The sequence below is a fragment of the Aureispira sp. CCB-E genome (assembly GCF_031326345.1).
Taxonomy (GTDB): Bacteria; Bacteroidota; Bacteroidia; order Chitinophagales; family Saprospiraceae; genus Aureispira.
This window is the reverse complement of the sequence record NZ_CP133671.1, coordinates 6,418,453-6,444,603: the sequence shown is the minus strand read 5'-3', so window position 1 is coordinate 6,444,603 and position 26,151 is coordinate 6,418,453. Positions and strand designations below refer to the sequence as shown.

Here is a 26,151-nt window from a genome sequence, read left to right as displayed (position 1 = left end):
GTATCAATAAACAGACTGTGAATACAAGAGATATGGTAAGTTTTGAAGAATTAAAACTAACGAGACAATACATCAATGCCTTGGATGATTTGGGATTTGAACAAGCAACTCCAATTCAAATTAAGGCTATTCCTGCTATTCGATCAGGGCAACACGTTATTGGTATTGCTCAAACAGGAACAGGGAAAACAGCCGCTTATGTGCTACCGATATTACAACGGTTGAGTTATGCACAAGGCATAGCGGCAAGGTGTATTATTGTGGTCCCAACCAAAGAGTTGGTTGTGCAAGTGACACAACAAGTCGCTGAGTTGGCAAAATATACAGATCTTCGCTACCAGGGCATCTATGGTGGTGTTGGGCGCAAATCCCAAGCAAAAGCAATTCAGGATGGAGTAGATCTTATTATTACAACTCCAAGACGAATTCTCGAACTGTATCAAAAGGAGAATATCAAACTGAATAAGGTAGAAATAATGGTCTTAGATGAGGCAGATAGAATGATGGATATGGGGTTTATGGGACAGATAAACACTATTTTAGAAGTAGTGCCTACCAAAAAACAAAATCTTTTGTTTTCTGCAACCTTCTCTCCAAAAGTAGAAGAATTGAGTTGGAATTTTATGGATTTTCCCATCAAAATTGAGATTACGCCTGAGGCAACGCCTGTAGAAACGGTAGAACAAACACGTTATGCCGTGCCAAATTTTCTAACAAAGTTGAATTTATTAGCGCATCTGTTAAAAGATGAAGAGGCATTTCATCGAATTATTATTTTTGTTAGAACCAAACAGTCCGCAAACTTAATTTTTGACCGACTACAAAAGTATGGGAAAGACAACATTCGCTTGATTCATTCTAACAAGGGGCAAAATACGAGAATTAATGCGTTTCAAGATTTTAAAAATGGTGCTATACGCATTTTAGTAGCCACAGATGTTATGGCTAGAGGGATTGATATTAAAGATGTCAGTCATGTTATTAATTTTGATGTTCCTAGAATTTATGAAGATTATGTTCATCGAATAGGACGGACTGGGCGTGCTTTTAGAACCGGTGCAGCGATTACCTTTTTCACAAAGGCAGAAGTTTATCATATTGATAAAATAGAGAAAAAGATTAGAATGTCTATTCCAATATGTAACTTACCTGAAGAGGTAGAGGTGACCGAAACCCCATTTTTTGAAAATCAAGAAATGGAACGTGAAATTGACGCACAAAAGCACAAGGAAAATCCTGATTATAAAGGCGCATTTCATGAGAAAAAGAGTCATATTACTAAGATTAAGAATAAGAAAAGCAAACGCCCTAAAAAATATACTGGAAAATCCAATTCAGGGTATATTTCAAAAGCGAATAAAGGGAAAAAAAGTACGTCTAAAAAAGGACGCCACAAAAAAAGATAAGAGTCGCTTGTTTGTCAAGAGTGTATCTTGTTAGTAGTCAGAAGGAAAGGTGCAAGCGGAGTGACGTTAGAGCATAAATTGCTTAAAATTAAAACTATAAAAAGAATAATGACTTATAAAGAATTAATTCCTGCCTTATGTGATATTGCTGTTGATGCAGGAGCGGCTATTTTGGAAATTTATAAAGACTGCGAAGGAATCGAAATTATCAAAAAAGCAGACGACTCTCCTCTAACAGCTGCTGATCAAGCTTCTAATGCCGTTATTTGCAAAGGGCTAGAGGCATTGCCAATACAGTATCCTATTATTTCTGAAGAAAACAAGGCGGTGGCTTATGCAGAACGCAGCCAATACGAGTATTATTGGTTGGTAGATCCCTTGGACGGTACAAAGGAATTTATCAAACGCAATGGTGAGTTTACGGTAAATATTGCTTTGGTTCATGCTGGCAAAGTAGTCATGGGAATTGTATATGCTCCTGTGCTCGACGAATTGTATTGGGCTTCTATTGGTGATGGTGCATTTTTGAAAAAAGATGGCCAAACGCAAGAAATCCAAGCCCCTACATTTACTATGCAGGACAAAGGAATCAATGTGGTTTGTTCTCGTTCGCACTTAAATGATGAAACAAAGGCATTCATAGAGGCGTTGGACGAACCTAATATGGTTTCTAAAGGGAGTTCGCTTAAGTTTTTGTTATTAGCAACAGGAAAAGCACACTTATATCCTCGTGTAGCTCCTACCATGGAGTGGGATACAGCGGCGGCTCAAATTGTTTTGGAAGAAGCAGGAGGCAAGGTATTGCAGTATAATACAACCGATCCAGTTGTTTACAACAAAGAGAATATGCTCAATCCTTACTTTGTTGCTTATGCAAATTTGGAAGAGTAGGAAAAGTGTTTTCTCTCCCAGAGGATTATTGAAATGCTATAAATTATAAATACTACACAAAGTACTCGAAAGTAGTTTGTGTAGTATGCTTTTTTAGAAATACTAGTTAATAATACACTTTTCCATCAATAATCTTTAGACGAGCTTGACTTTCCATTTCTTTTATTTTTCGAATCGTCGTTTCGGTAGTTAAGCCTGTCAATCCTGCAATGTTCTTGCGTGTCAAATCGATTCGACAACTAAAATCTTCTGTTTGGTTATAGACATTAAATTTGATGTAGTTGAATAAAGAAATGATTGCTTCCTCTGCCGAGTTGGAGGTAATCCCATTTGCCATCACTGCTTTAAAGTATAGACGTTTGGAAAGCATTTTGGTAATGTTTAAGTGGATCGAGTGGTGGTCGGTTAGTAGTTGCTCAAAACTGCTTTTAGGGATTTGAATGATAGAAGATTTGCTTAGAGCAATAGCATTGGCAGGGTATTTCAAATTGGCAATCAAAGGAGGTTCTCCAAAACTTTTATTCTTGCCAAAAATCCCTTGTATAAACTCATTGCCTTTATCGTTGTAATAGCTCATTTTAATTCCGCCTGAAATAATTTGGAAGTAATACCTTGGGGTATTGCCTTTTTCAAATATATAGGCTCCTTTTTTATAATTGATTATTTTAAACGGGTATTGTTGTAAAATCTGTCGATCTATCATTGTTCTATATGATTTGAATCATAAGTTTTCTCCTAACACTTGAAGTATATTTGCAAGTATAAGGACAATTTAATAATTATGATGAAAATCATCGTATATAAAAATAAGAGAAATGATTGCAGATAAAACGATAGAAATCGTAAAGTCAACAGCGCCAGTATTAGCAGAACACGGAGAATCTATTACAAAAGTCTTTTATAAGCGTATGTTTGCTAGACATCCAGAACTAAAGAATATCTTTAACATGACGCATCAAAAGAAAGGATCACAGCCAAAAGTACTGGCTAATGCGATTTTTATGTATGCTAAGTATATTGATCAATTAGAGGTATTGGGGGGAGCAGTAGAGTCAATCGCTCAAAAACATGCTAGTTTGTATATCACACCAGATATGTATCCTATTGTTGGTGAAAATTTATTGGCTGCAATAGGAGAAGTACTAGGAGAGGCTGCCACTCCTGAAATTGTCAATGCTTGGGCAGAGGCTTATCAGGCTTTGGCTGATATTTTGATTAATAGAGAAGAAGACTTGTATGCGAATAGAGCGCAAGATAAAGGAGGATTTAGAGGTCAGGAAGACTTTGTAGTAATCAAAAAAGTAAAAGAAAGTGCTGTTGTGACTTCATTTTATTTACAACGCAAAGATGGAACGACCGTCCCTAAATTTTTACCTGGTCAATATATTGGATTAACTCTAAATATTCCTGGTACAGATCACTTACATACTCGAAATTATAGTTTGTCAGATTGTAATTGCAAGGATTATTTGAGAATTAGCGTGAAGAAGGAAACGGGAACTCCAGACGGAATTGCTTCTGTTTATTTGCACGATCATATAGAAGAAGGAGCCACATTGAGTATCGGAATGCCTTCTGGTGAATTTGTGCTCCAAGCAGAAGAAAAGCCTGTTGTATTGATTGCTGGTGGAGTGGGGATTACCCCTTTAATGAGTATGTATCATTATTTGACTCGCCAAACAGATAGAACTGTTACTTTGGTTCAGTGTGCTTTGAACAGTGACGTGCGTGCTTTTGGCGGCGAAATTGAAGCAGGAAAGAGCAAGAAAGTAAATACAGTATTGGTGTATGATCAGCCTTTGGCGACGGATGAACTAGGGAAAGATTTTGACCATAAAGGTTACTTAGATATGAGTATTTTGGCATCTATTCCAAATTTGAAAGAGAGTGCTATTTATTTCTGCGGACCTACACCATTTATGGCCAAGACACTTCAGCTGTTAGACAATTGGGGGATTGAGGCAGAGAATATTCATTATGAGTTTTTCGGTCCAGCAGAAGAGTTAGAAGCAGCTAATATTTAGAGCAAAAAGTATTCGTATATTAATAAAAAAACAAAGCCTTGCTCAGAAATTAAGGAGCAAGGCTTATTTTTTAAAAAGCTAAAATTTTGGATAAATCTTCCAAAACAGTGCTCATTTTCTTGTGGTGTTTAATTGCTTTTTCAAAAGGAGTAGCGTGAATTTCTCGGTGCAATTGCCCTAACATAACTCCTTTTTGCCCTTTTTTGAGTGCTTCTACAGCAGCAACGCCAACTCTACTTGCCAAAACCCGGTCCATACAAGTGGGAGAGCCCCCACGTTGCATATGCCCCAAAATGGTAACACGAATATCAAAAATATCTGTTTGAGCTTTTACTTTTTTAGAAATTTCTAAAGCACCTCCTTCATCATCCCCCTCTGCAACCACCACAATATTTGACAACTTCTTCTTGGCAGCATTGTCTAGTAGTTGTTGAACCAATTCATCAATGTTGGTTTTACTTTCAGGAATAAGAATGGCTTTGGCACCTGCTGCAATTCCTGCACGAGCAGCAATAAACCCAACATCACGTCCCATTACTTCTACAAAAAACAATCGGTCGTGAGAGTCGGCAGTATCTTTGATTTTATCAATAGCTTCCATAGCGGTATTGATTGCGGTATCGTAACCTATCGTAAAATCGGTTCCGTACAGATCGTTGTCAATTGTTCCTGGCGTCCCTACTATGGCGATATCGGGATATTCTTGCATAAATATATTGGCTCCTGTAAACGTTCCATCGCCACCAATAGCAACAATTCCGTCAATACCATGTTTTTTTAGGTTGTTATAGGCTTTTTTTCGTCCCATAGCGGTTCTAAACTCATCGCTCCGAGCAGAACCTAAAATGGTTCCTCCTTTGTGCAAGATATAGCTTACAGATTTGGAATTCATTGGAATAAAATCATCGTTAATCATGCCTTTGTAGCCTCTGCGAATGCCGACCACTTCGATGTTATAATGAATGGCAGCACGAACAACGGCACGAATACAGGCATTCATTCCAGGAGCATCGCCTCCAGAAGTAAAAACGGCTATTTTTTTCATATAAATTTAGGTTAGTTAGATTTTTATTTTTTGAAGGATTGTAACAATAACAGCACAGCTAGTTATTGTTAGAAAAACAAATGGATAACATTTTTTTTGTTAGATAAGTTTAGGGTGTATGATAGACATTTGCCTAATAGATAATTTAAATTAAGAAAAAAGCGCACATTATTACAAACATGAGTCATCCCGAATTTTTCGGCGATGACTTTTTTTTTGGAAAAAAGATAGGAATCTACTAGATTTAATTACCACAAAAAATTAGAGATTCCTATGTATTATAATAAACTACAAGATACAGAAAATATCAATAAAGAGAATGGAGCAGGATGGACAATTTTACATCGCTCACATCAATACTTGTCTAAATTACTCTTAAAACTAGATGAAGATTTAGATAAACGTTTGGTGCGTACATTTTATAATGTATTTATAGCAGTTTTAATGTCAAGAAATCGTTCAGATGCCTTGCTATTGACCGAGTTAGGCGCCTTAGTTCTTGGTCCTAAAAAAGCTAAAGCAGGAGTAAAACGTGTGAGTAATTTATTTCGCAGTAAGAAATGGGATTACCAAATAATAGATCAACATTTAGAAGAAGAGTTTGTTGCTAGATTGGAAGATAAGCAAGAATTAGGAAAAAGTTGGTTGATGCTCTGGGATGATAGTGTACTAGAAAAGCCCGAAAGTTGGTTTAGTGAAGGGCTAAGCCCAGTACACAGTAAGAAGAGTCAACGGTTAACACGAATAAAACCAGGTTATTATGATAAGCATAAACGTATTTGTGTTCCTGGATTTGAGTGGTCGGGTGCAGTTTTAACCTCCTTGCATGCGAAGGAAGTTCCTCAAATATCTAAAATGCGTTGGTTTGCCACAAGAGGTAAACATAAAGAGGAAAGTTCGGAGATATTTTATCGGATGTTTAATGCTCTAAATAAACGTGTAGCATCTACACAAGCGGATGTGCTTCATGTCTTTGATAGAGGTTATGCCAATGGTGTTTTTGTAGAACGTATGCTCAACTTTAAAGCAAAGTTTCTAGTTCGTTGGAAAAAGCTTAATAATTTGATTGATGAAAATGGAGTGAAGAAAAATACCTATCGTCTTTCTCTGGGACAAAAAGCTAAGGATCATCGCCTAATATGGGATAATATTCGGAAAGAAACGAGAAGCGTCAAAATACTCTACCGAAAAGTAGCTCATCCATGGTTTCCCCAAACAGATTTATACCTCGTTATTGTTCGTGATAAACGCAAAGGCACTTCTCCTATGTACTTGCTAACCAATGAAGTAATTGACACTTGTGGCAAAGCATGGGAAATGTTCTATTCTTATATGAAACGATGGGATATTGAACAGGTTTTTAGATATGGAAAATCAGAGTTGGGTATGGAGTCTCCTAGGCTTTGGTTCTTTGAAAATCGTCTTAAAATGTTGATGTTAGTTACTTTGGTAATGGATTTTTTGTTTCGGATGTTGAGGAACTTTAGAGCAACTATGACTACTATCATTAATATTTGGTGTCCTAGAACAGGAAATCGGCACCGAAAGACTTCGATGCCGATTTACAGACTTAGAAAAGCCATCCATTTTATCTTAACATTTTTATTTTGTCAATGTGCTTTAGAAAATTCGGGATGACTCATGTTTGAAAAAAAATATTGTGGGGACAATTGATTTAATTCCTTATGATCTTATTCGTGATCGTTTTTCCATTGACTTGGAGTTGGCTAATATAAATGCCTGTAGGTACCTTGGTTCCAGCATCATTGGTGCCATCCCAAGAGGTGTAATGTTCCCCTTTGGGAGTATTTCCTACAATCAGTTGCTTTACCAATTTTCCTTGTAAGTCATAAATGCCTAAAGAGATGTCTGTTGTGTGTTGCAAATAATACTGAAGCATTGTCAAGTCATTAGATGGGTTGGGGTAAGAGGTTAAAAACAATCCTCCTTCATTGATTGCAATAGGTTCTGTTCCTGTTGGTGTTTGCAATTGTAGCAAACTATCAATATTAATTAACTCATCTCCTTGTTGATAATTCATATACTGAAAGTAGACCAAAAACATTTCATCTGTTGTATTTAACCCAAAACTTATATTTTGAGGAGGATTGTTGGGGTTAAATGGGTTATTGGTTGTATTGTCATAAATGGCTTTCCCATATAATTTGTAGCCTACAGGTAGTTTTTGTAGGTATTTGAACACATAAAAGCCTTGCCAATCAAAGTCCCATTTTGGAATGTGAATTAATGGAATTCTGTCGTATGGAGGGGAGTGATTAACAGCATAAACAATAAAGCTTTGCCCTAATAGATGGGCATGAGGAAAAATACTGAATAAGGATAAATTGGTAGACATTGGCAAGTTGCCACCAGGAGGGAACCAAGCATCGACGCTATCTACAGTATTGGCATTGATGCTAAAAGAATAATCGGATAAAACGGGGTTGGCGGTAACTTGGCGAACACCACTTGTTCCTTGTGGGTAGAAGTGAAAGTTGATGCGGGTACTGTCTAGTATTCCTTGGCTACCTTCGGGATAGTGCATTGCAAATATAATTCTTGAATTGGCGGGTAAATTAATTCCCATTTTAAGATTTGCAGTGTTTGGAAATTGAGCAGGAGAACTACCTGGCGCAAATCCTGCTATCAAAGGCAAATTAGTAGGACCACCGCAATTATGACTGCTTGTATCTGTCCCATAAGTATTGTTGGCATCGATGTAAACTAAGACATGATGTACGATAGAAGCATTGCCAGGGATGACTTCAATTGCTTGGATGGTTTCAGAAGTAGGCCAATTGGTTGGAATCGAAAAGCAAACATAATCGTCATTTCCAAAGGTGGCTTTACTCACATAATCAGGAATGCGGACACTCATATCTGGTGTGCCCAATTGCCAGTTGTTAGGATTGTATACTGGGGCAGCGGGCGTGTTTTGTGGATTTCCTTGTGGTGCGCCAGCATTGACCCAATTATTAATTGTAGCAATTTCAGTAGAAGTAAGACTTCGTGCATGCGCAAACTCCGAATAATTATCATCTGGAGACCAAGGAGGCATATTGCCATTGTTTACTTCTGTTTGGATCGAAGATGCCATGCCGAAGACATCCGAGTAAGTCATTAATGAGAATGGTGCAATTCCTCCTGCGTGATGGCATGACGTACAGTTGTCAAAGATAATTTGAGCGACATCATCGGCATAGGTTTGTGCCATAGATTGTCCTGTTAATAGGAGTAAAAGGCTTATAAGTAAGTAACTTTTTTTCATAAAGCATAATGTTGTTTGGTGAGGTAAGTTCGGATTCAAACTATTAAATTACAATTTTAAACACGAAATAGCAAGCCTTAAAAGTTAAAAGCTTAGACCTTGAAACCTCAAAAGGTTTAATATTAGCTGTTAAAAAGATGTTATTCTCAATGGTAAGAACAACAATTACTTAGGTTGATCGTATACTAATTGTGGGTTCTAGCTTTTTTTTTGTAACTTTAATTAAACATTACTCTGTTGAAATCACACAGAAGCAGCGCAGCAAATTAAGCAAAGCGATCTGATGAAGTCAATCATCTTGTATGATTCAATGAATACAATTTTTAAGCGGACTGATGTTAGCCTACTAATTAAATATTATAATTATTTTATTATGAAATTACTTGCTCTGTGCTTCTTGTTGTTTGGAATGTTATCTTTTTCTGCTTGTAACCAAGGACCTGCCTGTCCTGCGTACAATAGTGTGCACAACACAAAAGATTATGGGTACAATCCCAACAATGCTGCTCGTGCTAAAGAAAATAACAAGGCAGATATTGAGGCACGAAAAAAAGCTGCTTTGAGTCCTAAAGCTGCTAAACGCGGGAGAACTTCTTTGTTTCCTAAAGGAATGGTGAAGTAGGAGTGGTGACATCTTTCTTATAAGGTAAGAAGAAGCTGCAAGGGGATTGATTGTTAACGATTAAAACGTTCTACAAGAATAGAAGCCATTAAGATGCCTATGATATCGCTGAGGATGTCTAGGCTATCAAATGTTCTAGTGGGAAAGAACAGCTGCGAGGCTTCTTCTACTAATGCAAAGATTAAAACCCCAAAACTCCCTTTTAAAACGTTAAATCCAAATAACTGAATAGTGGTACAGCGAAGGGCATAATTGAACAATAATGTCAAGCTACCAAATATGCACAGGTGCCCTATTTTATCTCCTAAAGGGATGCTATGAGCAAAATTCACAAAAAAGTTTTGAGTTCCTAAATCGGCATCAACAATAATCCAAATTAGAAATAAAAAGAAGCCTACAACAGGAATGAATCTCAATGAAATATGTCTAATGGTTTGAGTTTTCGGCTTCATGAAGGCGTTTTTCTTCTTGTTCGGCGTGTCGTAATTCCATCAACTCACGACCTAAGAAATATCCTATAGATGTTCTAAGAATAACAATGATACCTAAGTTTACCAAATCATTAAATTCTGGTTTGATGACAGAGTGGAGAATGTCAGAAATAATTAAGAAATCTAAAGAAAGTATGATGTACCAACCCAATGTACTGCGAAGTGCCATGATGTCATCGTAGATGTCGCCCCCTTTAAGATTGTCAATTTCCCATTTTATGAAAACCAAAATCCCTTTGATAAAGCCAACGATTAGAATTGTAATCCCAACTAAGTCGACTATAAATTCTACCCATTCTAAAATCTCAAAAATAAGACTGTTGTGATGTCCATCGGCTTGGTGGGTTGGTGGTTCAATATGTTGCCCAAATAAAAAAACAGGAAGTAGTGTGCATAAAGCAACGATAAAAATGAAAATTGGACGAAAGGTTTTCATTGTCGATTTTTGATGTTTGTGGTATAATGTGATATAGGATGCAAGATATAAATAGGGCGTAAGAATTAAAAGTAAAGTGTCAAAAAAAATGAGATGACTTTTAGTAGAGGGGCTTAGATTAAATTGTATGGACTCATAACAAAAATAATAAGCGTCTAAGAACGAATATCTCTTAGACGCTTAAATTATTCTGTTTGTATGGAAAGCTCTTTAGTCAATGTGTTCCAATTGCACAAATAAAGTAGCAATAGATTTTCCTGTTGCTTCTGCTTTGAAGCTCATTTTACCATCTTGAGCATTATAAACTATTTCATCGCCTGACATTAATTGACTACCTAAAACCCGTTGTACTTTTTCTTGGAAGCTATAGCGACTACTTTGTCTACTGATTGATTTTTTGATGTCTTCCAAATTCAAAGGCAGTTTGGAGTAAATCACACAAAGGTAGTCGGTGCCAACATTGCCGTCCATACGAACGTGTTGTGTTTCACTAGGAATCGGAACACTATTTTTGCTATAATTCAAGGCAGGGCTAACGCCCTTTTTATGGGGAAATACTTGATAAATCTTATTACTATTATCAGAACCTAAAGCATAAACATAGGCTGGTTGATTGTTGTTTAAGTAAATTCTAAAGCGAGTACCAGAACGATACGCCTTATTCATTTCATAATAATTTCCCCCCTTTAAACTGGCTTTCATTTCTTGTCCTGTATTTTCGACTAATTGTAGAGAACCTGCCAATTTATTTTTTTCATCCTTTTTGGCAATAGAAGGCATTTTGAACATTTCTACTGCTTGATAAATAAACTCAGCAGCATCTTCATACTTTACCCAAATAAAGCCATTGTCAGCCCAAGCAGGTCCCCAACTGTTCTGAACTCTAAAAGCCCCACCATCTTGTTCATCATCATAACCAATAAGGCACATAGCATGGCGACCGTGGGCATGTCCTTGATTACCATCAGCAATATCAGTACTTTTCTTTATCCAAGTAGGTCCCTTGCTATAACAAAAAGAGTTGGGAACATACATGGCAATAACAACAGGGTTGCCTTCATCAATACTTTTTTTGAGAGCCTGCACCCGTGCTTTTTCTGTTAGAGGATTGGCGGTATTCCATAAGGTCGCATAGCCTGTCATTTTATAAGGTTCTGCCTTTTTGTAAACACTTTTGGGAATGGCTGTCTGTGGACAATCTTCATCATAATCACTTAACTTTGGAATCCCAATTGTTTGGATGTTTTTGACACATTCAGATACAAATGCCCCATTACAACTAGTTTTAGGAGTAGTAACTCGATAGATAAAACCAGGTGAAAAAGCATGCTCATCAATCTTAGATTGCGATTCCCACCCTTGTCGTTGTGCTTCTAAAATCGTTCGACCGCAATAACCAGCTGCCCAAGCCGTACAAGTACCATATTGACCTTGGCTTTTTGCTGTAGGAGCATATTTTTCTAAGGATGCTTTTGTGTCTACTGCTCTATAGCTTTCGTTTGTCAATTTTGCTTTGATAGGCAAATTGTCATACTCTGCGTCAGGACCCTCAGGAATGCCCATTCCAAATTTAAAGTTTTCGGGTTGTGCCCAAGCATGAACACTCAGTAAAATACCAATTCCGATTAATGCTACCTTGTCTCTCATTGTATTATGTGTTCTATTCGTTTTTATAAATAGAGGAGCTGTAGCTAGTAGTTAGCTACGCTGCTACTTCGTGGTGCTTCGTGAGCGCAGCTAACTATATGAATAAGCCCAACAACTCCATTATTTATATAATAGGCAAACTTAAAGCCAAATTATCGTTTTCTAAAAATAAAGTTTCCTCCTTCATCGCCAGTTTGTGGCATTACTCCAAATTGAGGAATATGATTGTTTGGACTGTTGTAAATGACTGCTGGTTTTACTTTGGAATAAAGCGTTTCAGCGGACAAGCAACTGGTATTGTTCTCTCTTAGTTTTTTTAGCAAATATTTGAAAAAGACGCTGTTGTCAGGAACCACCGTATTGGCACCACTTGTCATGGCACGACGACTAGGAATTTTTTCCATTTCCGCACAGGCAAATTCGGTGACATCTCGATAGCCTCCTGTAAAAATAGAACCACTGAAACAAGCATCAGCAATTACTAAGGTATGTTGAGTTTGAATACTGTTGACATAATCTCTTAGTTCAGAATTAGAGAACCATTTTAGACGATTATCTTTTTTAGCATCCGATGGCAACCAATAACCAATTTCGTTTTTGACTACCCCATGCCCTGAGTAAAAGATGAGTAGTTGATCTTGTTTTGTCAAGCGTTCTTGCAGGTAGATTAATTTCTCTAAAATTTGCTCCTTGGTTGGATTTTTTAAAACATGCACATCGTTTTTTTCAAAGGTATAGTCATTTACCAAGGTGCTTTCTAGTGCTTGACAATCATCAATAGGTTTTTCTAAGTCATTGATGGCAAAATCATCATAGTTTTCAACACCAATTAATAGAGCGTGATAATGACCACCGCCACTAGATTTGTACTCAATAATACGTTTTTCAGAACGTACGGTTGTGTAAGGCGTTTCAACAACAATCTCCAACTCATTTTTTCCATTTTGTAACTTAACCGACTCATTCACACTTTCAGTACAGTCCGTATCAACTCCAAAACCTCTAGAAGTAAAGGTTTGACCATTTAAATACAATTGAATGCTTTTGATTTCGACATTAGAATGAATGCAGGCTTTGACATTATAAGTAGGTTCTGTGCTAGATACAAAAGCATTATAAGGATAATCCCAAGTGATGGTAGGTTTTTCTTGTTCTCCTTGTTTTTTGACTAGTTTAGCTTTTTCTGTGCGATAGCTAGAGCTATTGCTAGCATCCAATGCTATTGCTTTGTCATAGTCCGCAATAGCATCTTCGATATTACCTAAACAAACTCTAGCCTTGGCACGATCTGCATAATAGTATCCCTTTTTATCATTAGTGACATTGATAGTAGCATTAAAATCACTCAAAGCTTCTCTACAACGACCTAAGCAATTATAAATAGCTCCACGAGTATGATAACTATATTCAGTGGGGGATAAGTTAATCGATTTATTCACATCTCCTAAGGCACCCAAGCATTGACCATTTAAATATTTTGCCCATGCTCTATTGTTGTAAGCAGTTGCGTGGTTGGGATTTATTTTTAGGGCTTCTGTATAATAATAAATCGCAAGATCTTGATTGTTTTTGTTTGCTGCAGCTAATCCAGCATTAAAATACTCATCAAAGGACTTGGTTAAATCTCGTTCGTAATTAAAGAGAATAGCTTTGATGCGTTTTTTATTATCCCATTGATATTGTACAAAATCCTTAGGGAATTCAGAAGAGACGATGTATCGCTCGCTTTTGTTGTTACTATATTCAGACATAACAACCACCCAAAGCCCTTCTCCATAAGCCAAGGAGGTGATGTGTTTTCCTTCTTTATATTTGGCATTCACCCAATCCGTCGGGAACTGACTGCCCCAATTGTAAACTTGTTTGTGATAATCAGCGCCTTTAGCTAATACAGCAACCCATTCTCCATTTCCAAATGAAATATCAATAATATCTTTTCCGTCATTCCATTTTCCTAAAATAAACTCCTTTATTCCTTCAAAGTTTCCTCGTTTGCCCCAGCTTTCGTTAGTCAAACCAGCTCCTTTGGACATGACCACTACCCATACATCGGAACCATAAGCTACTTTGGTAATGTCAAATCCTTCTTTCCATTTTTTTTCTACCCAATCTCCTGGAAATTTTTTGTCTTTGTAATAAGCTTGTTGTGAGTAGGACGTAGCACTTGTTACAACATACCATTCTCCCTTACTGTAAGTAAGGTCGGTAATGTATTGCCCTTTATTCCATTGAGTTTTGATAAATGCAGCAGGAAATTCAGGATTGTTGTCATAAGTTTGGGCATAATTGCCTTCCATCATAACCGCACACCAAGTATTGTTTTGTGCTTGTATTGATGTCGTTAATTCTAAAAGAAAAAAGACTTGGAGTATCAAAAAAAGTTTCGTTTTCATAGAGGACCGATATTTTGCTGAAAAAAAAGAAACAAGATTAAAACATTAGAATAATTCCCAGTTATCCTACATCAGTGTTTCGTGAGAATTCTATTTAAAATAAAATATAGTACTTTGTCAAAATGGCAATAGTCATGTGTGTCACGAACTATTACGAAACAGTACTGTAGGTAGTTCATCAACGAACTACTAAAAATGAATCGCACGAAGTTTATTTTAAGTATACAATAATCTAGAACTATGCCAACCTGTTTTTTATAAACCATTGAACGTTATTGGACAATCAAGTACTTTGTCTAAATACTCAAAAATCCTGCTTGCATCAACATGTGTTTGGTATGCAATTTGCCCAAAACAGAAATAAAAAAAGAGGGAATAGGTGTTCATGAAAATTGAGACGACTGTACTCTAAAATAAACTTTCTTTGAGTTAGATTTATTATGCTTTTATGCTCAAAGAATGATTCTTTTTAATAAAAAAAAAGTGAATTTTGTTACTGTTTAACTCTAAATATGTTAAACTTTGCTTTGTTGAGTTTATAATTATAGTCGTTTAAAAAGTAGAAAACACTCACAAACAAATAAAATTGGGGTGCTAAAAATATAAAAAGTAAATTGAATCAATGAAAATGACACCAGAATATATTGAAGAATATGCTCAACAGCATACTAAAGTATATGAATCGGACGTATTAGATAGATTGGAACGCAAAACACATTTGGAAGTGATGCGCCCGCAAATGCTCTCTGGTTATTTGCAAGGTCAGTTTTTAGCTTTTTTTAGTCGAATGAAAAAGCCCAAGAGAATCTTGGAAATTGGTACTTATACGGGGTATTCTGCTATTTGTTTGGCACAAGGTCTAGAGGAAGGAGGAATGTTGCATACCATTGATGTTAATGAAGAATTGGAGACTATTGCAACTCAATTTATACAAGAATCTGGATTGGTAAGTTCTATTCAACAACATCAAGGAGATGCTATGCAGATTATTCCACAATTAAACGAAAATTGGGATCTCGTCTTTTTGGATGCTGATAAAATCAATTATAGCAATTACTATGATTTATTGTTACCCAACTTAAAATCGGGTGCTGTTATTATTGCTGATAATGTGTTGTGGCATGGAAAAGTTCCAGAAGGTAGTCGAGAAAAAAGAGCTAGTGCTTTGGCACTTTTTAATCAAAAAGTAACCGATGATCCTCGTGTAAATAATGTCTTGCTTCCCCTGCGAGACGGACTCATGCTAATAGAGGTAGTTTGAGTAACAGAATCATAGAATAGAGTAGTTATTGGTACCCCCCATTGGCGTTGTTGTTGTCCTTAGCATTTAGGGAACAAAGCTCTGTTCAAATTTTCAACGTATACAAAATTTGAATTTTGAATTTTTTATTTGTATTATTATGTTAATTGATTGATAAATAGAAGGTTTTGTTTCTAGTTCACTAATATCTAATTAACTCTTAATTGTTAATTTTGGGTGTTTTTTAGGAAACAGACAACAATCACACTTAATTTTTTGTATTTAGTAGAGTATAAAGTTTTATACAGCAAAATAGAGTAGCATTTTTGTTTAATGTACTATATTTCTATATATTGGATGTTGAAAAAACTAGTTTAAATTATCAAAAGCTTTGATGTGTACCAAGAAACACTATGCATCAAGAAAACACTCAAAAACTAAGTTTTGGAAAATCATATAGGGTACTATTATAATAAAAAAATAAAATAATTTCTTCGGATCGCTTGGAATTACTTTAACTAATATATATATTTGCTCTAATTTTGCATGGAAAGGGTATACTCACAACCTTTATTTTTCAAATCAAACACTTATTCCTAACTTTTAAGTAGTGTTGGTTTGAATAAAAAAGAAAAATCAATTGAGAGCTTTTTTAAGGGATTTTCTCCTTAAAGCCTGATTTTTAATTGGTTTTTTTGCGCTTTGACAAAATATAAAGGCGTATTTTTTTCTGATTACGCAAAACTTCTTTAGTTTTGTAGACGAACTTAGCAAAATATTATTCAGGATGACATTAAGACCAATTTTATTATTAGCAATCCCCCTATTGCTTGTTAACAATGTTGTTGTTGGTAGCACCCCAATCACTTCGACAAAATTGTTAACCTCGGAAGATTACGCTCCTCTTGCGGAGAAATACATCAAAGAACACTATAGTTTGGCAGTTGCAGAAATGGAACGAACCTCTATTCCTGCAAGTATTACATTAGCCCAAGGCATGTTGGAGTCTGGATATGGAACAAGTGAATTGGCGAAGCATGCAAATAATCATTTTGGTATCAAATGCCACAAAGGATGGGTTGGGGAGACGTATACACACAGAAGTAGCGAGAATGCAAATGGTTCTATGATTGCTCGTAAGTCTTGTTTTCGTTCTTATGGAACGGTAGAGGAATCTTATGCCGATCATTCTGATTTTTTGGCGTCCCGATCTAACTATTCCGAATTATTCCTAGCTAATACGACTGATTACAAATTTTGGGCAGAAGGCTTATTAAAAGGTGGTTATGCAACAGATCCTTCTTATGCTAATAAGCTCATGACAACAATAGAAAATTATAACCTAAATAAATACGATAAACATACCAATACAATTTTAGCATTTAATAATTCTACAGAAGAGTTAGAATATAAAGAAGATTTGCATGCGCTCAAAAGAAGAATTCAAACCTTAGAGTCTATTCTATCTCAAACAGAGTTGTACAAGTTGGAATTAAAAGAATGTTTGAGTGCTAAACAACAAGAAGTAACTAATCTTAAGGTCAAGCAAGAGGATCTAAGAAGACAACTCAATGAGAAAATATCTATCTTAGATAATAATCTTGCGGTGCAATACGATATGATTGCCAATCTACAGCGTAGATTACAGCGAGTGGAAAATATTCAGCAAGATATGATTAAATCTGACCCTTTGATGGGATATTTTAATGCTGATGGCACTCCAAAAAATCAAGTGCGCGTTTTCCCTGTTCGCCAAATGAACAACGAAGGTATTTTTTATCAAAGTGGACGAAAAGCTACTATTGCTTCAAAAGATAGAAATCTATTTGAGATTGCTGAAGAATATAATATTTCATTCAAAGATTTGTTGAGATACAACGATTTGGAAAATGATTCTGATTTGCCAGATGGGTATTATGTTTTTATTGAGCCTAAAGCAAATTACGTGAAAAATCAAACAGCACCTCATCAAGTAGCTATAGGAGAAACCATCCATACAATTTCTCAACGTTATGGAATTAAAGCTTCTAAATTGTACCAACGCAACCATTTGAAGAAAGGAGACGAGCCAAAATCAGGTGAGTTTATCTTTTTGAACAAGACGAGTGAAAAACAACCTAAATTAAAAGAAACTCCTACTCAAAACAACTTTGATTCTAAGTTTGGTGGCGGAGGAACTAGAGGAAAGTAGTCTAGAATAAACTATAACAATCATAAGAAAAAGATGCAAAACTATAGTTTTGCATCTTTTTTTTATATTTTTAACTAAACTGAAATACCTGTATAGGATGGGTAAAACGTTCTATTTTTATAAAAATTAAGCTCGTAAGCTCTATTTTTTTATAAAAAGATGCCATTTTGTGGGAATTTTTTTATCGTGTTGCTTCGTACAGGCATTATAATGTAGTTTACAATGATACTTATTGTTATCAAATTTAATGATTAGCAACCTGTTAAAAGCAACCATTTTTGATTTTAAACCATTAGCATTTATTGAGTAGTTTGGAGATCAATCCAAGAGAAACACCACTATTCATGGGCTATTATTATTAGGTGAAACCTATCAATTGCATGCAACGAAACACATATTTTATACTGGCTATTTTAGCGAGTTTATCCAACTTCCTTTTTGCGCAAAATTTGGACAAAGGAGAGTTAACTGTTGACGAGTATATTAGCAAATATAAGGATATTGCAATCCAAGAAATGGAACGGAGTGGAATTCCTGCTAGCATTACACTAGCACAGGGAATTCATGAATCTGCCTATGGCAATAGTCGTTTGGCAAAATCGGCAAACAACCACTTTGGGATCAAGTGTACTAGCGATTGGGAAGGCAAAAAAGAATACAAATGGGACGACGAAGCACGCAAATCTTGTTTTAGGGTATATGTCTCTGCCGATGATTCTTATGTAGATCATACCGATTTTTTATTAAATCGGAAGCATTATGCTTTTCTATTTGATTACGATAGAAGTGATTATAAGCGTTGGGCTAAAGGATTAAAAAAAGCAGGTTATGCAACCGATCCCAAGTATCCTGATAAGTTGATCAAGACCATCGAAAAGTATAAATTAGCAGAATATGATAAGGCAACGGGTATCTTGACCTATGATACTTCTAATGTTAAAGGGATTAAAAATTTGCCGATTTACGCATCTTCAGGAAAACATAGAACCAAACCTAGATCTTTTTTCTTTAAATCTTATAAACCAGGGTTTTATAGAATCAATGGGGCTACTTATGCTATTTCTAGAAAAGGAGAGTCTGCGTTGGCTGTAGCCAAAAGATTTGGCATTCCTTATAAGCGTTTTTTGAAGTTTAATGATTTGGAAGATGGTGATAATTTACTGGATTACCAACCAGCTTATATTCAACCCAAGCGCTCGGTTTATAAGGGAGAGGAGACGTTTTATCGAGTAGAAAAAGATATTACAATGTATGAGATTGCCCAAGAGTTTGGAATTAAATTGTCTAGTTTGTTGGAGATGAACTTGCTTGAGAAAGGAGAGGAACCTGAAAATGGGGAGTTAATCTTACTCAAAGAGAAAGCGTTGACAAAACCTAAGCTGAGACCTAAAAACCATGTGGATTTATTACCATCGCCTTATATTGATGATGAAAAAGCTAAAAAATTGAAGTCGCCTGTTAAATCAACGACTAAATTGCCTACAAAGGTCGTTGTTCCAAAAGTAGAGCGTCCTAAACCACAGGATATTGTTATCAATACGCCTACATACGATAATACGGTATATGCAGACACCACCAAAATCAATACATCAAAATCTAAAGACAAAGAGTTTTTGAATGTTAACATAAGTGCTGGGGGAAGCTCTACAACAAACAATACAGGGTCAAGTTCAACCAACACCGTTATTAGACGCCCTCGTCCTACCTCTAACGGTTCTAACTCAACACATACACATACATCTGGAAATAGGACGAATCCAGATGCGTTGTTTCCTAGCACAACAACAACAACAACAACAAAAGGAACAACCAATACCAATAATTCTGACCATAATACAACGACAAATACAACATCAAATACAACGACCGTTTATAATGGAAACAGTACTGGTAATAGTTCTAATTATGGCAGTACAAAAGATTATCAAAAAGGAAATACAACCACTTCTACAACTACAACGGTGACTACTCCGACAACAACTCGATTCATTACACATGTAGTTCAAAAAGGAGAAACGCTTTATCGATTGCATAAAAATTATAAAGTTTCTGTTGAATCTATTCAGCAAGCTAATAATTTGACAAGTACAGTATTGAATGTAGGCAGTGTTCTAAAAATTCCTGTTAAATAATTGATAAAACAAAGGTTGTTTGTTGGCTTGGAATGATGTTAGAATAAGAGAAAGCAGGCTTCTGTATAACAATGGTTTGTTGAAACCACGTAGTAGCAGCGTAACTAACGATGACTTAAATGTTCATTAGACGTCTACTAAAATAGAAAACACATTTGTTTTTGGTCAAATGATCAAGAATTGCTTGAAATAATTTCTAGGAATTTTACAAAAAATATCCTTTCAGGATGAAGAATTATAGAACCTTTATAGTTGGTACAATTTGTTCCCTGTTTTTGGTGACAATGACAAATGGGCAAAATGAAAACAAGACTTTTATAGATATTCATGTGAATACTAGTAAAAAGCCATTTAATTCCCGTTCTATTGGTCTCCAATATGGTTTGTGGGAACCCATGTTTCACGAATGTGGGACAGAAGAACAGCGTTCTAAGACGGTTATGCAAAACATAGGCGAGGTTGTCCCCAAACAATCTCAATCCCATTTAGAGGCACTGGTAAAAGGAAATACTCGGATTGCATGTATGAACTTGTCGCCCATCGAGCAGCCTTTTATCGGAACAAATAGTGCCTTGACGGACAAGAATAAGAAAAAAACAATTTCGTGTGTTTCTGGAGTAAATGCGAACCAATTGTTTTTGCGACGAAAAGAAATTGACTACTTCAAAGATTTGGTAGAGAATATTAACTTTATTGAACGTTTTGAGAATAAACCATATATGGTGAATGGCTTTGAGTATCAATTCTCTTTGATTCGAAACCAAAAACAACTAGAAGAAATTGCGCAAGATAACAATCGGGTAGGAATGGTACTAACCGTAGAGGGAGGACATTCTTTGGGACATTCTATTTATATCAATGATAAAATTACGAACCTAGAAGAATATCAAACCTTGGTTTTGGAAAATGTAGAACGATTGAAAGGTTCTCGACCTTTGATTGATGGATCTGATATTTATTTAGATGTTCCTATTCTTTGGATTTCCTTAGCCAAAAGTTATAGCAATGGTCTTGGAGGGAACGCCAATTCGCTTAATAAAGCACAACAGAGTATCTATGCTAAGCCTGAAGGCTTGAATGCTAAGGAAACAAAGCTGGGGGTAGAAGTAATTGAGCGTTTAATCTCTAAAGATAAAGGCCGTAGAATATTGATTGATATTAAGCATATGAGCTTGGAGTTCAGAACAAGATACTACAAGACTATAGAACGATCAGAAATTTTAGGAGATGGTATTCCCGTTGTCTGTAGTCATTGTGGAATTAGCGGTTTGTCCAAAAGAAATGCATTGTACAAGAAGAAAGATGAAGATTCTAAGAACAATAACTACTATCTAAATCACTGGCAGCAAAACTTATCGTTTGAGGATATTGGCAAGATTTTTTTGTCCAAAGGTTTGATTGGTATTACCTTGGATAAAACGGTGCTAGGGGGACAAACAGCTTTGACGCAAATTAATGAAACGTTACCCAATACGGTTCAAAAGCGAAAGGCTTGTGTAAAATTATTGATGGCAAATATTTTGACGGTAATTCAAACCATTAACGATGCTGCTGCATGGGACCATATTGCTATTGGTTCTGATTTTGATGAAATGGTAGAACCTTTGGATCCTTATCAAACAGCAGAAGATTTACCTCAACTAGCAGTCGATATTCAACGATTTTTAGAGCGCCCAGAATCTATCAACGATTTGTTTTCGGAGGAAGATATTCGAGAGTTGATGTTTGATTTAACGCCTACCGAAATTACAGGTAAAATCATGAGTTTAAATGCGTACAACTTTATTAGCCGTCATATTGGTAATATAAAGAAGCAGTAAATGATCAATTATAACAGAGAAAGACTGCCTGCTCGATCGCTAGTTAGCAGACAGTGTGTTTCAGCTCTAAAAGCAGCATTTTGTTCTATGTTTAGATTTTTCGTTTGAATAAATCTTCCAAAGCAGGAACCAAATCAGGAAATTGGAAGTCATGCTGCATTTTTTGCAAAGCTTGAGGTATCGCTCTAGTACTATTTAAGACAACTGCTGACATTTCTCCTAACAGCATTTTGATGGCACAAGGAGGGGCAGGAACCAAGAGTGTTTTTTGGTCGTGTGCTTTAGCTAATGCTTGTGCTAAATTTTTGTTGGTAGTGGGGATAGGAGCCGTTCCATTATATATACCAGTCATTGTTTCTTTTTGCAACGCCTTGATAAAAATCTGACAAATATCATCTAAATGAATCCAAGGATAATATTGTTGCCCATTGCCAAAATAAGAGCCGATTCGAAAAGGATAGGTCATATTTAGCTTGGGAAGAGCACCGCCTTGTGTCGACAAAACAATACCAACACGGATGATTGGGGTACGAATCCCCATTGCTCGAATGCCTTCTACGGATTGTTCCCATTTTACGCATACTTCACTCATGAAACCAGTTCCAGAGCTTGCATTTTCATCCAAAACTTCCTCTTTTCTATTGCCATAGTAGCCCACCGCAGAACAGGCAACAAAAACCTCTGGTTGATCCTTGCGTTCGCTTAGGGCTTTAGTTAATAGTCTGGATGAGTCGATACGACTTTTTAAAATTTCTTTTTTTCTACTTTTTGTCCAACGAGCATCGGCAATTCCTGCTCCAGCTAAATGTATAATACCATCCACGTTTTCCAACGCTTTGGGATCAATGGTTTGGGCGTCTAAATCCCACTTGTAAGCAGGATAAGTAGCCTTTAAGTTTTCGGTTCTGCTCAAATGTCGAACATGCATGCCTTGTTCTGTCAATAAGAAACTGATGCGCATTCCTAATAGCCCAGTGCCGCCAGTAATTAGTATGGTTTTCATGATATTTATATAAAAAAAATATGTCTCAAAAAAAGGTCAATATTCGACATTTTATTTGTTGAGATTGCTAAATAATTAATTATATTTGTTTGAATTGTTACTGAAATAAAAACTCTTTCACTTGTACGTACTTTTTTATTATTAGAATGATAATAATGAGTTAATTAACACAAGAGATAAAAACACCACGTCGACTTTTTTTTAATAAAAGAATTAATTCTATGAGAATCTCCAAAACCTTAAAAAATCTAGGATTTGCAATAGGCTTCTTGTCCATGACCGTTGCTTGTGAAACTCCTTCGGATAAACCAGAGGACAAGACAACAGAAGAAAAGCAAGAAACTACTGAGGGGAATGCTGAATTAACGATCCATGAAATATCTGACCCAGATGGAATGAACCCCATTATTTCCAATGCGGCTAATGCTCTTTATATTCAAAACAACATTTATTCTAAATTGTTGGTGTACGATCAGCAAACACTAGAATTAAGTCCACAATTAGCGGTTGGTCGTCCAGAAATTAAAGCTTTGGAAGACGGAGAATATGCAGGTGGTATGTCTTTGACGTATGAAATCCATCCTGAAGCTACTTGGGATAATGGTACGCCAATTACGGCAGAGGATTATATCTTTACCATCAAGGTGATTAAAAATCCAAGGGTAAATAGTGCACAAATCCGTCCCTACTTTGAGTTTATGGATAAGGTGGAAATTGACCCAACAAATAACAAAAAATTTACAGTTTACTCTAAAGAGCGTTATTTTAGAGCAGAAGAGTCATCGGGGCAGGAGCCATTTATATTACCAGAGTATCACTACGACTCAGAAGGGTTGATGAGCCAGTTTACAATTGAACAGTTGAGTGACCCTGAACAAATGGATGCTTTGATGAAAGATCAAAAAATTATGCGTTTTGCAGAGCAGTTTAATGCGCCTAAGTTTAAAAGAGTGCCTGAGGCAGTTGTTGGGAGTGGTCCTTATCAGTTTGTAGAATGGACAACTGGACAACGTGTTGTGTTGGAGCGCAAAAAAGATTGGTGGGGTGATAAAGTAAAAGGCAATAAAATGTTAGAGGCTTATCCTCCTAAAATTATCTATAAAACAATTCCTGACTTGACAGCAGCAATTACGAATGCTAAAGATGGTCAGGTAGACGTTATTAGAAGTATTCAACCAACCAAATTCATCGACTTAAAAGACGACCCTAAATTTAGTAGTAACTTCGATTTGAGTACTCCTGACCAATTTGCCTATTACTATATTGGTTTTAATATGAAAAAACCTCAATTTAGAGACAAAAGGGTGCGTCGAGCTATTGCGCATTTAATTGATCGAGATGAAATGATTGAATCTATATTTGAGGGAATGGCGATTAAAACGAATGGTCCAATCAATCCTAAGAAACCTTATTACAATAAGAATATGCCTGATATTGAATACAATATTGAAAAAGCAAAGGAATTGTTGAAAGAAGCAGGGTGGGCAGATGCCGATGGCGACAATATTATGGATAAAAAGATTGATGGGAAACAAGTTCGCTTTAGTGTAGAATACAAGTACCAACAAGGAAATATTGTTCGCAAGAATATTGGTCAATTGCTAAAAGATGAAGCATCACGAGTTGGTATTGAGGTAAATCTAACGCCTGTTGATTTTTCGACTTTATTGGAAGATGCTGATAAGCGTAATTTTGATATGGTTGCTTTGGCTTGGGTCAAAACGCCTGGGTTGGATGATATGAAACAAGTGTGGCATACCGCAGCCGACAAAGAAGGTGGTGCCAATCGAGTAGGGTTTGGAACAGCGGAGTCAGACAAATTGATTGACGAAATTCGTGTTACTCTAGATCCCGAAGTGCGCAAAGAGCTCTATTTGAAAGTACAAGATATTATCTATGAGGAACAACCGTATGTATTCTTGTTTGTGCCTTCAGAATTGATTGCGATACACAACCGATTTGATGGTACGGAAACTTCTCCAATGCGACCAGGCTATAGAGAGGCTTCGTTTAAGTTAAGAAAATAAAGAAGATACAATATTTATGGAACAGGGTAGGGACTTAAAAGACCTTACCCTGTTTTTTTGATCTATAGAGCTTACTCTGACATCATGCCAGCACGACTTTCTGCTTCCCAAAAGTAGCCTTTGTTGTTTAGTTTCAAATTACCTTGTGTTAGTTGTTTAGAGTTTTCAATATTGGCACTAATCCAGCAAACTGTCTTCCCATCAAAACCTGATAAATAAATTTTGGAATCTTGAACAGTGCCTTCTAAATGTAATTGTTTGGGATAGGTAGGAAACTGTAGGCTTGCGGCAGCTTTGTTTTTACCATCAGTAGAAATGCGAAGGGTTCCTTCTAAGGTCGAATCTTGGTCAATTGTTGCTACTAACTTCCATTCTCCTGTCAAGTTAGCTTTAGGTGTTTTACGAACATCAGGGAAACGCTGCTGAATACCATAAATGCCTGCAAATGGAATGGCATACTCTTCTCCTGTATTATCATACAAAAAGCCATCCATCTGGTCAACTTGGTGAATAATCTTTAGATAGGTATTGGCAGCACCAAAGTAAGCAAATAGGGTGTCTCCAAAAATAATGGCACTATCGGCAGCTACATCGTGCTTTTCCGTTTTAAAAATAAACTCAATGGGCTTGTCATTATTAGAGTTCTTGATTTCATAAATAACAGGGACGGCTTGGTCTTCTAATTTAAAAACGCCTCGCCATGTACCGGGAGCAAAACCTTCGATAGCAGTGTCTGCTTGTAAATCCCAACAGCTTGCCAATAAGATCGAGATAGAAATTAGGAGGAATAAAATACGCATGATAGTGAAATATAGTTGTATACAATTGCTTTCTATCAGGTGAGAAAGCAGCTTGTAGAATTGATTATTATAATGTCGCAAAGATACGCTATTTATAAGAACCTAATCTTAAAATAGCTAATAATTCCTTTAAGTTTACTCTTTGGACTAGTCCAATAGTAAGTGCCTATTTAGCTATGATGATCTAGTCTCAAGGGATTTAGATTCTAAAGAGTTTATTCTTTAAGAAAAGATGAAAAATAATTTTGACCGTTAAAATTTTCATATTTTTATGAACTTATTAGGGCTTAATTATGTAAGCTTATTATAATTTTGTATATTAGAAGTAATGGCTTATTGCTTTTAAGAACAAAAGTTAATAAACTATTATTAGAGTTAGAGATCAATAAACACGATCAAATCAAACTAAAAAAAACTATGTTGGAGCACACACATCACATGTCTTGGCAAGACAAAGAAGAAGAAATTGCCCTCCAAGAATTGATTGGTAATCATTCGAAAGTAATTGTTTACAATGATGATCACAATACCTTTGATTGGGTAATAGAATCCTTTGTTGAGGTTTGCCGTCATAATCCTGCACAAGCAGAACAATTGAGCTATTTGATTCATTTTAAAGGAAAGGCTACTGTTAAAACAGGGTCAAAAAAAGAATTAAAACCAATTAAAGATGCTCTAGTAGATAGAGGCTTATCTGCTGTTATCGAGGATTAAG

General features: G+C 36.1%; 20 protein-coding genes. 11 read left to right on the top strand and 9 right to left on the bottom strand.

Annotated elements, in window-relative coordinates:
• The first annotated feature begins 32 nt into the window (after window positions 1–32).
• A complete protein-coding gene (locus QP953_RS24960; RefSeq protein WP_408913552.1) occupies window positions 33–1,406 on the top strand; it encodes a DEAD/DEAH box helicase in 1,374 nt (457 codons plus the stop codon).
• A gap of 108 nt (window positions 1,407–1,514) precedes the next feature.
• On the top strand, window positions 1,515–2,297 hold the full coding sequence (gene cysQ, locus QP953_RS24955; RefSeq protein WP_309553281.1) for a 3'(2'),5'-bisphosphate nucleotidase CysQ: 783 nt from the start codon (window positions 1,515–1,517) through the stop codon (window positions 2,295–2,297).
• Between the two features lie 106 nt (window positions 2,298–2,403).
• On the opposite strand, the gene QP953_RS24950 is transcribed toward cysQ, so the two are convergent.
• Window positions 2,404–3,000, bottom strand: coding sequence for a Crp/Fnr family transcriptional regulator (locus QP953_RS24950; protein WP_309553280.1), 597 nt, complete (start codon window positions 2,998–3,000; stop codon window positions 2,404–2,406).
• A 112-nt stretch (window positions 3,001–3,112) separates the two neighbouring features.
• Here QP953_RS24950 and hmpA point away from each other — a divergent pair, with 112 nt between their 5' ends.
• Window positions 3,113–4,321, top strand: a complete 1,209-nt coding sequence (hmpA, locus tag QP953_RS24945) for an NO-inducible flavohemoprotein (RefSeq protein WP_052597661.1) — start codon at window positions 3,113–3,115, stop codon at window positions 4,319–4,321.
• A gap of 70 nt (window positions 4,322–4,391) precedes the next feature.
• Here the strand turns inward: hmpA and pfkA are convergent, their stop codons facing one another.
• On the bottom strand, window positions 4,392–5,366 hold the full coding sequence (gene pfkA, locus QP953_RS24940) for a 6-phosphofructokinase (RefSeq protein ID WP_052597660.1): 975 nt from the start codon (window positions 5,364–5,366) through the stop codon (window positions 4,392–4,394).
• A 273-nt stretch (window positions 5,367–5,639) separates the two neighbouring features.
• Here pfkA and QP953_RS24935 point away from each other — a divergent pair, with 273 nt between their 5' ends.
• On the top strand, window positions 5,640–7,004 hold the full coding sequence (locus tag QP953_RS24935) for a hypothetical protein (RefSeq protein WP_052600389.1): 1,365 nt from the start codon (window positions 5,640–5,642) through the stop codon (window positions 7,002–7,004).
• 37 nt (window positions 7,005–7,041) lie between these two features.
• Here QP953_RS24935 and QP953_RS24930 read toward each other — a convergent pair whose 3' ends face one another.
• A complete protein-coding gene (locus QP953_RS24930; RefSeq protein ID WP_309553279.1) occupies window positions 7,042–8,634 on the bottom strand; it encodes a FlgD immunoglobulin-like domain containing protein in 1,593 nt (530 codons plus the stop codon).
• A 373-nt stretch (window positions 8,635–9,007) separates the two neighbouring features.
• On the opposite strand from QP953_RS24930, the gene QP953_RS24925 reads away from it, so the two are divergent.
• Complete coding sequence (locus tag QP953_RS24925) at window positions 9,008–9,256, top strand: hypothetical protein (RefSeq protein ID WP_052597658.1); 249 nt, start codon at window positions 9,008–9,010, stop codon at window positions 9,254–9,256.
• Between the two features lie 53 nt (window positions 9,257–9,309).
• Here QP953_RS24925 and QP953_RS24920 read toward each other — a convergent pair whose 3' ends face one another.
• The 4 genes from QP953_RS24920 to QP953_RS24905 all read right to left on the bottom strand — a co-directional run bounded on the left by QP953_RS24920 (window position 9,310) and on the right by QP953_RS24905 (window position 14,223).
• Window positions 9,310–9,708: a VanZ family protein gene (locus QP953_RS24920; RefSeq protein ID WP_052597657.1), complete on the bottom strand. Its 399-nt coding sequence runs from the start codon at window positions 9,706–9,708 to the stop codon at window positions 9,310–9,312.
• Window positions 9,683–10,183 (bottom strand): DUF1622 domain-containing protein, encoded by a 501-nt coding sequence (locus tag QP953_RS24915; RefSeq protein ID WP_052597656.1) that lies wholly within the window; start codon window positions 10,181–10,183, stop codon window positions 9,683–9,685. The genes QP953_RS24920 and QP953_RS24915 overlap by 26 nt, the downstream gene beginning before the upstream one ends.
• Before the next feature lie 210 nt (window positions 10,184–10,393).
• Entirely contained in the window at window positions 10,394–11,830 is a 1,437-nt protein-coding gene (locus QP953_RS24910) for a C1 family peptidase (protein WP_052597655.1), read from the bottom strand.
• 152 nt (window positions 11,831–11,982) lie between these two features.
• Window positions 11,983–14,223, bottom strand: coding sequence for a caspase family protein (locus QP953_RS24905; protein WP_309553278.1), 2,241 nt, complete (start codon window positions 14,221–14,223; stop codon window positions 11,983–11,985).
• Between the two features lie 622 nt (window positions 14,224–14,845).
• On the opposite strand from QP953_RS24905, the gene QP953_RS24900 reads away from it, so the two are divergent.
• The 4 genes from QP953_RS24900 (at window position 14,846) to QP953_RS24885 (ending at window position 21,606) form a co-directional block, all read left to right on the top strand.
• Window positions 14,846–15,484 carry an O-methyltransferase gene (locus QP953_RS24900; RefSeq protein ID WP_309553277.1) on the top strand — a complete coding sequence of 213 codons (639 nt, stop codon included), beginning with the start codon at window positions 14,846–14,848 and terminating at the stop codon, window positions 15,482–15,484.
• A gap of 766 nt (window positions 15,485–16,250) precedes the next feature.
• A complete protein-coding gene (locus tag QP953_RS24895; RefSeq protein WP_052597652.1) occupies window positions 16,251–17,654 on the top strand; it encodes a glucosaminidase domain-containing protein in 1,404 nt (467 codons plus the stop codon).
• Window positions 17,655–18,034: 380 nt separating this feature from the next.
• Window positions 18,035–19,786: a glucosaminidase domain-containing protein gene (locus QP953_RS24890; RefSeq protein ID WP_309553276.1), complete on the top strand. Its 1,752-nt coding sequence runs from the start codon at window positions 18,035–18,037 to the stop codon at window positions 19,784–19,786.
• Window positions 19,787–20,013: 227 nt separating this feature from the next.
• Entirely contained in the window at window positions 20,014–21,606 is a 1,593-nt protein-coding gene (locus QP953_RS24885; protein ID WP_052597650.1) for a membrane dipeptidase, read from the top strand.
• Window positions 21,607–21,697: 91 nt separating this feature from the next.
• Here the strand turns inward: QP953_RS24885 and QP953_RS24880 are convergent, their stop codons facing one another.
• Window positions 21,698–22,609 carry a TIGR01777 family oxidoreductase gene (locus QP953_RS24880; RefSeq protein ID WP_052597649.1) on the bottom strand — a complete coding sequence of 304 codons (912 nt, stop codon included), beginning with the start codon at window positions 22,607–22,609 and terminating at the stop codon, window positions 21,698–21,700.
• Window positions 22,610–22,830: 221 nt separating this feature from the next.
• Here QP953_RS24880 and QP953_RS24875 point away from each other — a divergent pair, with 221 nt between their 5' ends.
• On the top strand, window positions 22,831–24,636 hold the full coding sequence (locus QP953_RS24875; protein WP_309553275.1) for an ABC transporter substrate-binding protein: 1,806 nt from the start codon (window positions 22,831–22,833) through the stop codon (window positions 24,634–24,636).
• Between the two features lie 71 nt (window positions 24,637–24,707).
• Here QP953_RS24875 and QP953_RS24870 read toward each other — a convergent pair whose 3' ends face one another.
• Window positions 24,708–25,436 carry a hypothetical protein gene (locus QP953_RS24870; RefSeq protein WP_052597647.1) on the bottom strand — a complete coding sequence of 243 codons (729 nt, stop codon included), beginning with the start codon at window positions 25,434–25,436 and terminating at the stop codon, window positions 24,708–24,710.
• 417 nt (window positions 25,437–25,853) lie between these two features.
• Between QP953_RS24870 and QP953_RS24865 the strand changes: the two genes are divergently transcribed.
• The gene (locus QP953_RS24865; RefSeq protein ID WP_052597646.1) at window positions 25,854–26,150 is read left to right on the top strand and encodes an ATP-dependent Clp protease adaptor ClpS; all 297 of its coding nucleotides are present in this window, start codon (window positions 25,854–25,856) and stop codon (window positions 26,148–26,150) included.
• Window position 26,151 lies beyond the last annotated feature (1 nt).

Coding starts and splice junctions, on each gene's coding strand:
- QP953_RS24880 (WP_052597649.1), bottom strand. CDS start 22,609: ATGAAAACCATACTAATTACTGGCGGCACTGGGCTATTAGGAATGCGC.
- QP953_RS24875 (WP_309553275.1), top strand. CDS start 22,831: ATGAGAATCTCCAAAACCTTAAAAAATCTAGGATTTGCAATAGGCTTC.
- QP953_RS24905 (WP_309553278.1), bottom strand. CDS start 14,223: ATGAAAACGAAACTTTTTTTGATACTCCAAGTCTTTTTTCTTTTAGAA.
- QP953_RS24920 (WP_052597657.1), bottom strand. CDS start 9,708: ATGAAGCCGAAAACTCAAACCATTAGACATATTTCATTGAGATTCATT.
- pfkA (WP_052597660.1), bottom strand. CDS start 5,366: ATGAAAAAAATAGCCGTTTTTACTTCTGGAGGCGATGCTCCTGGAATG.
- QP953_RS24885 (WP_052597650.1), top strand. CDS start 20,014: ATGAAGAATTATAGAACCTTTATAGTTGGTACAATTTGTTCCCTGTTT.
- QP953_RS24910 (WP_052597655.1), bottom strand. CDS start 11,830: ATGAGAGACAAGGTAGCATTAATCGGAATTGGTATTTTACTGAGTGTT.
- QP953_RS24895 (WP_052597652.1), top strand. CDS start 16,251: ATGACATTAAGACCAATTTTATTATTAGCAATCCCCCTATTGCTTGTT.
- cysQ (WP_309553281.1), top strand. CDS start 1,515: ATGACTTATAAAGAATTAATTCCTGCCTTATGTGATATTGCTGTTGAT.
- QP953_RS24950 (WP_309553280.1), bottom strand. CDS start 3,000: ATGATAGATCGACAGATTTTACAACAATACCCGTTTAAAATAATCAAT.
- QP953_RS24870 (WP_052597647.1), bottom strand. CDS start 25,436: ATGCGTATTTTATTCCTCCTAATTTCTATCTCGATCTTATTGGCAAGC.
- QP953_RS24960 (WP_408913552.1), top strand. CDS start 33: ATGGTAAGTTTTGAAGAATTAAAACTAACGAGACAATACATCAATGCC.
- QP953_RS24890 (WP_309553276.1), top strand. CDS start 18,035: ATGCAACGAAACACATATTTTATACTGGCTATTTTAGCGAGTTTATCC.
- QP953_RS24900 (WP_309553277.1), top strand. CDS start 14,846: ATGAAAATGACACCAGAATATATTGAAGAATATGCTCAACAGCATACT.
- QP953_RS24915 (WP_052597656.1), bottom strand. CDS start 10,183: ATGAAAACCTTTCGTCCAATTTTCATTTTTATCGTTGCTTTATGCACA.
- QP953_RS24925 (WP_052597658.1), top strand. CDS start 9,008: ATGAAATTACTTGCTCTGTGCTTCTTGTTGTTTGGAATGTTATCTTTT.
- QP953_RS24865 (WP_052597646.1), top strand. CDS start 25,854: ATGTTGGAGCACACACATCACATGTCTTGGCAAGACAAAGAAGAAGAA.
- QP953_RS24930 (WP_309553279.1), bottom strand. CDS start 8,634: ATGAAAAAAAGTTACTTACTTATAAGCCTTTTACTCCTATTAACAGGA.
- QP953_RS24935 (WP_052600389.1), top strand. CDS start 5,640: ATGTATTATAATAAACTACAAGATACAGAAAATATCAATAAAGAGAAT.
- hmpA (WP_052597661.1), top strand. CDS start 3,113: ATGATTGCAGATAAAACGATAGAAATCGTAAAGTCAACAGCGCCAGTA.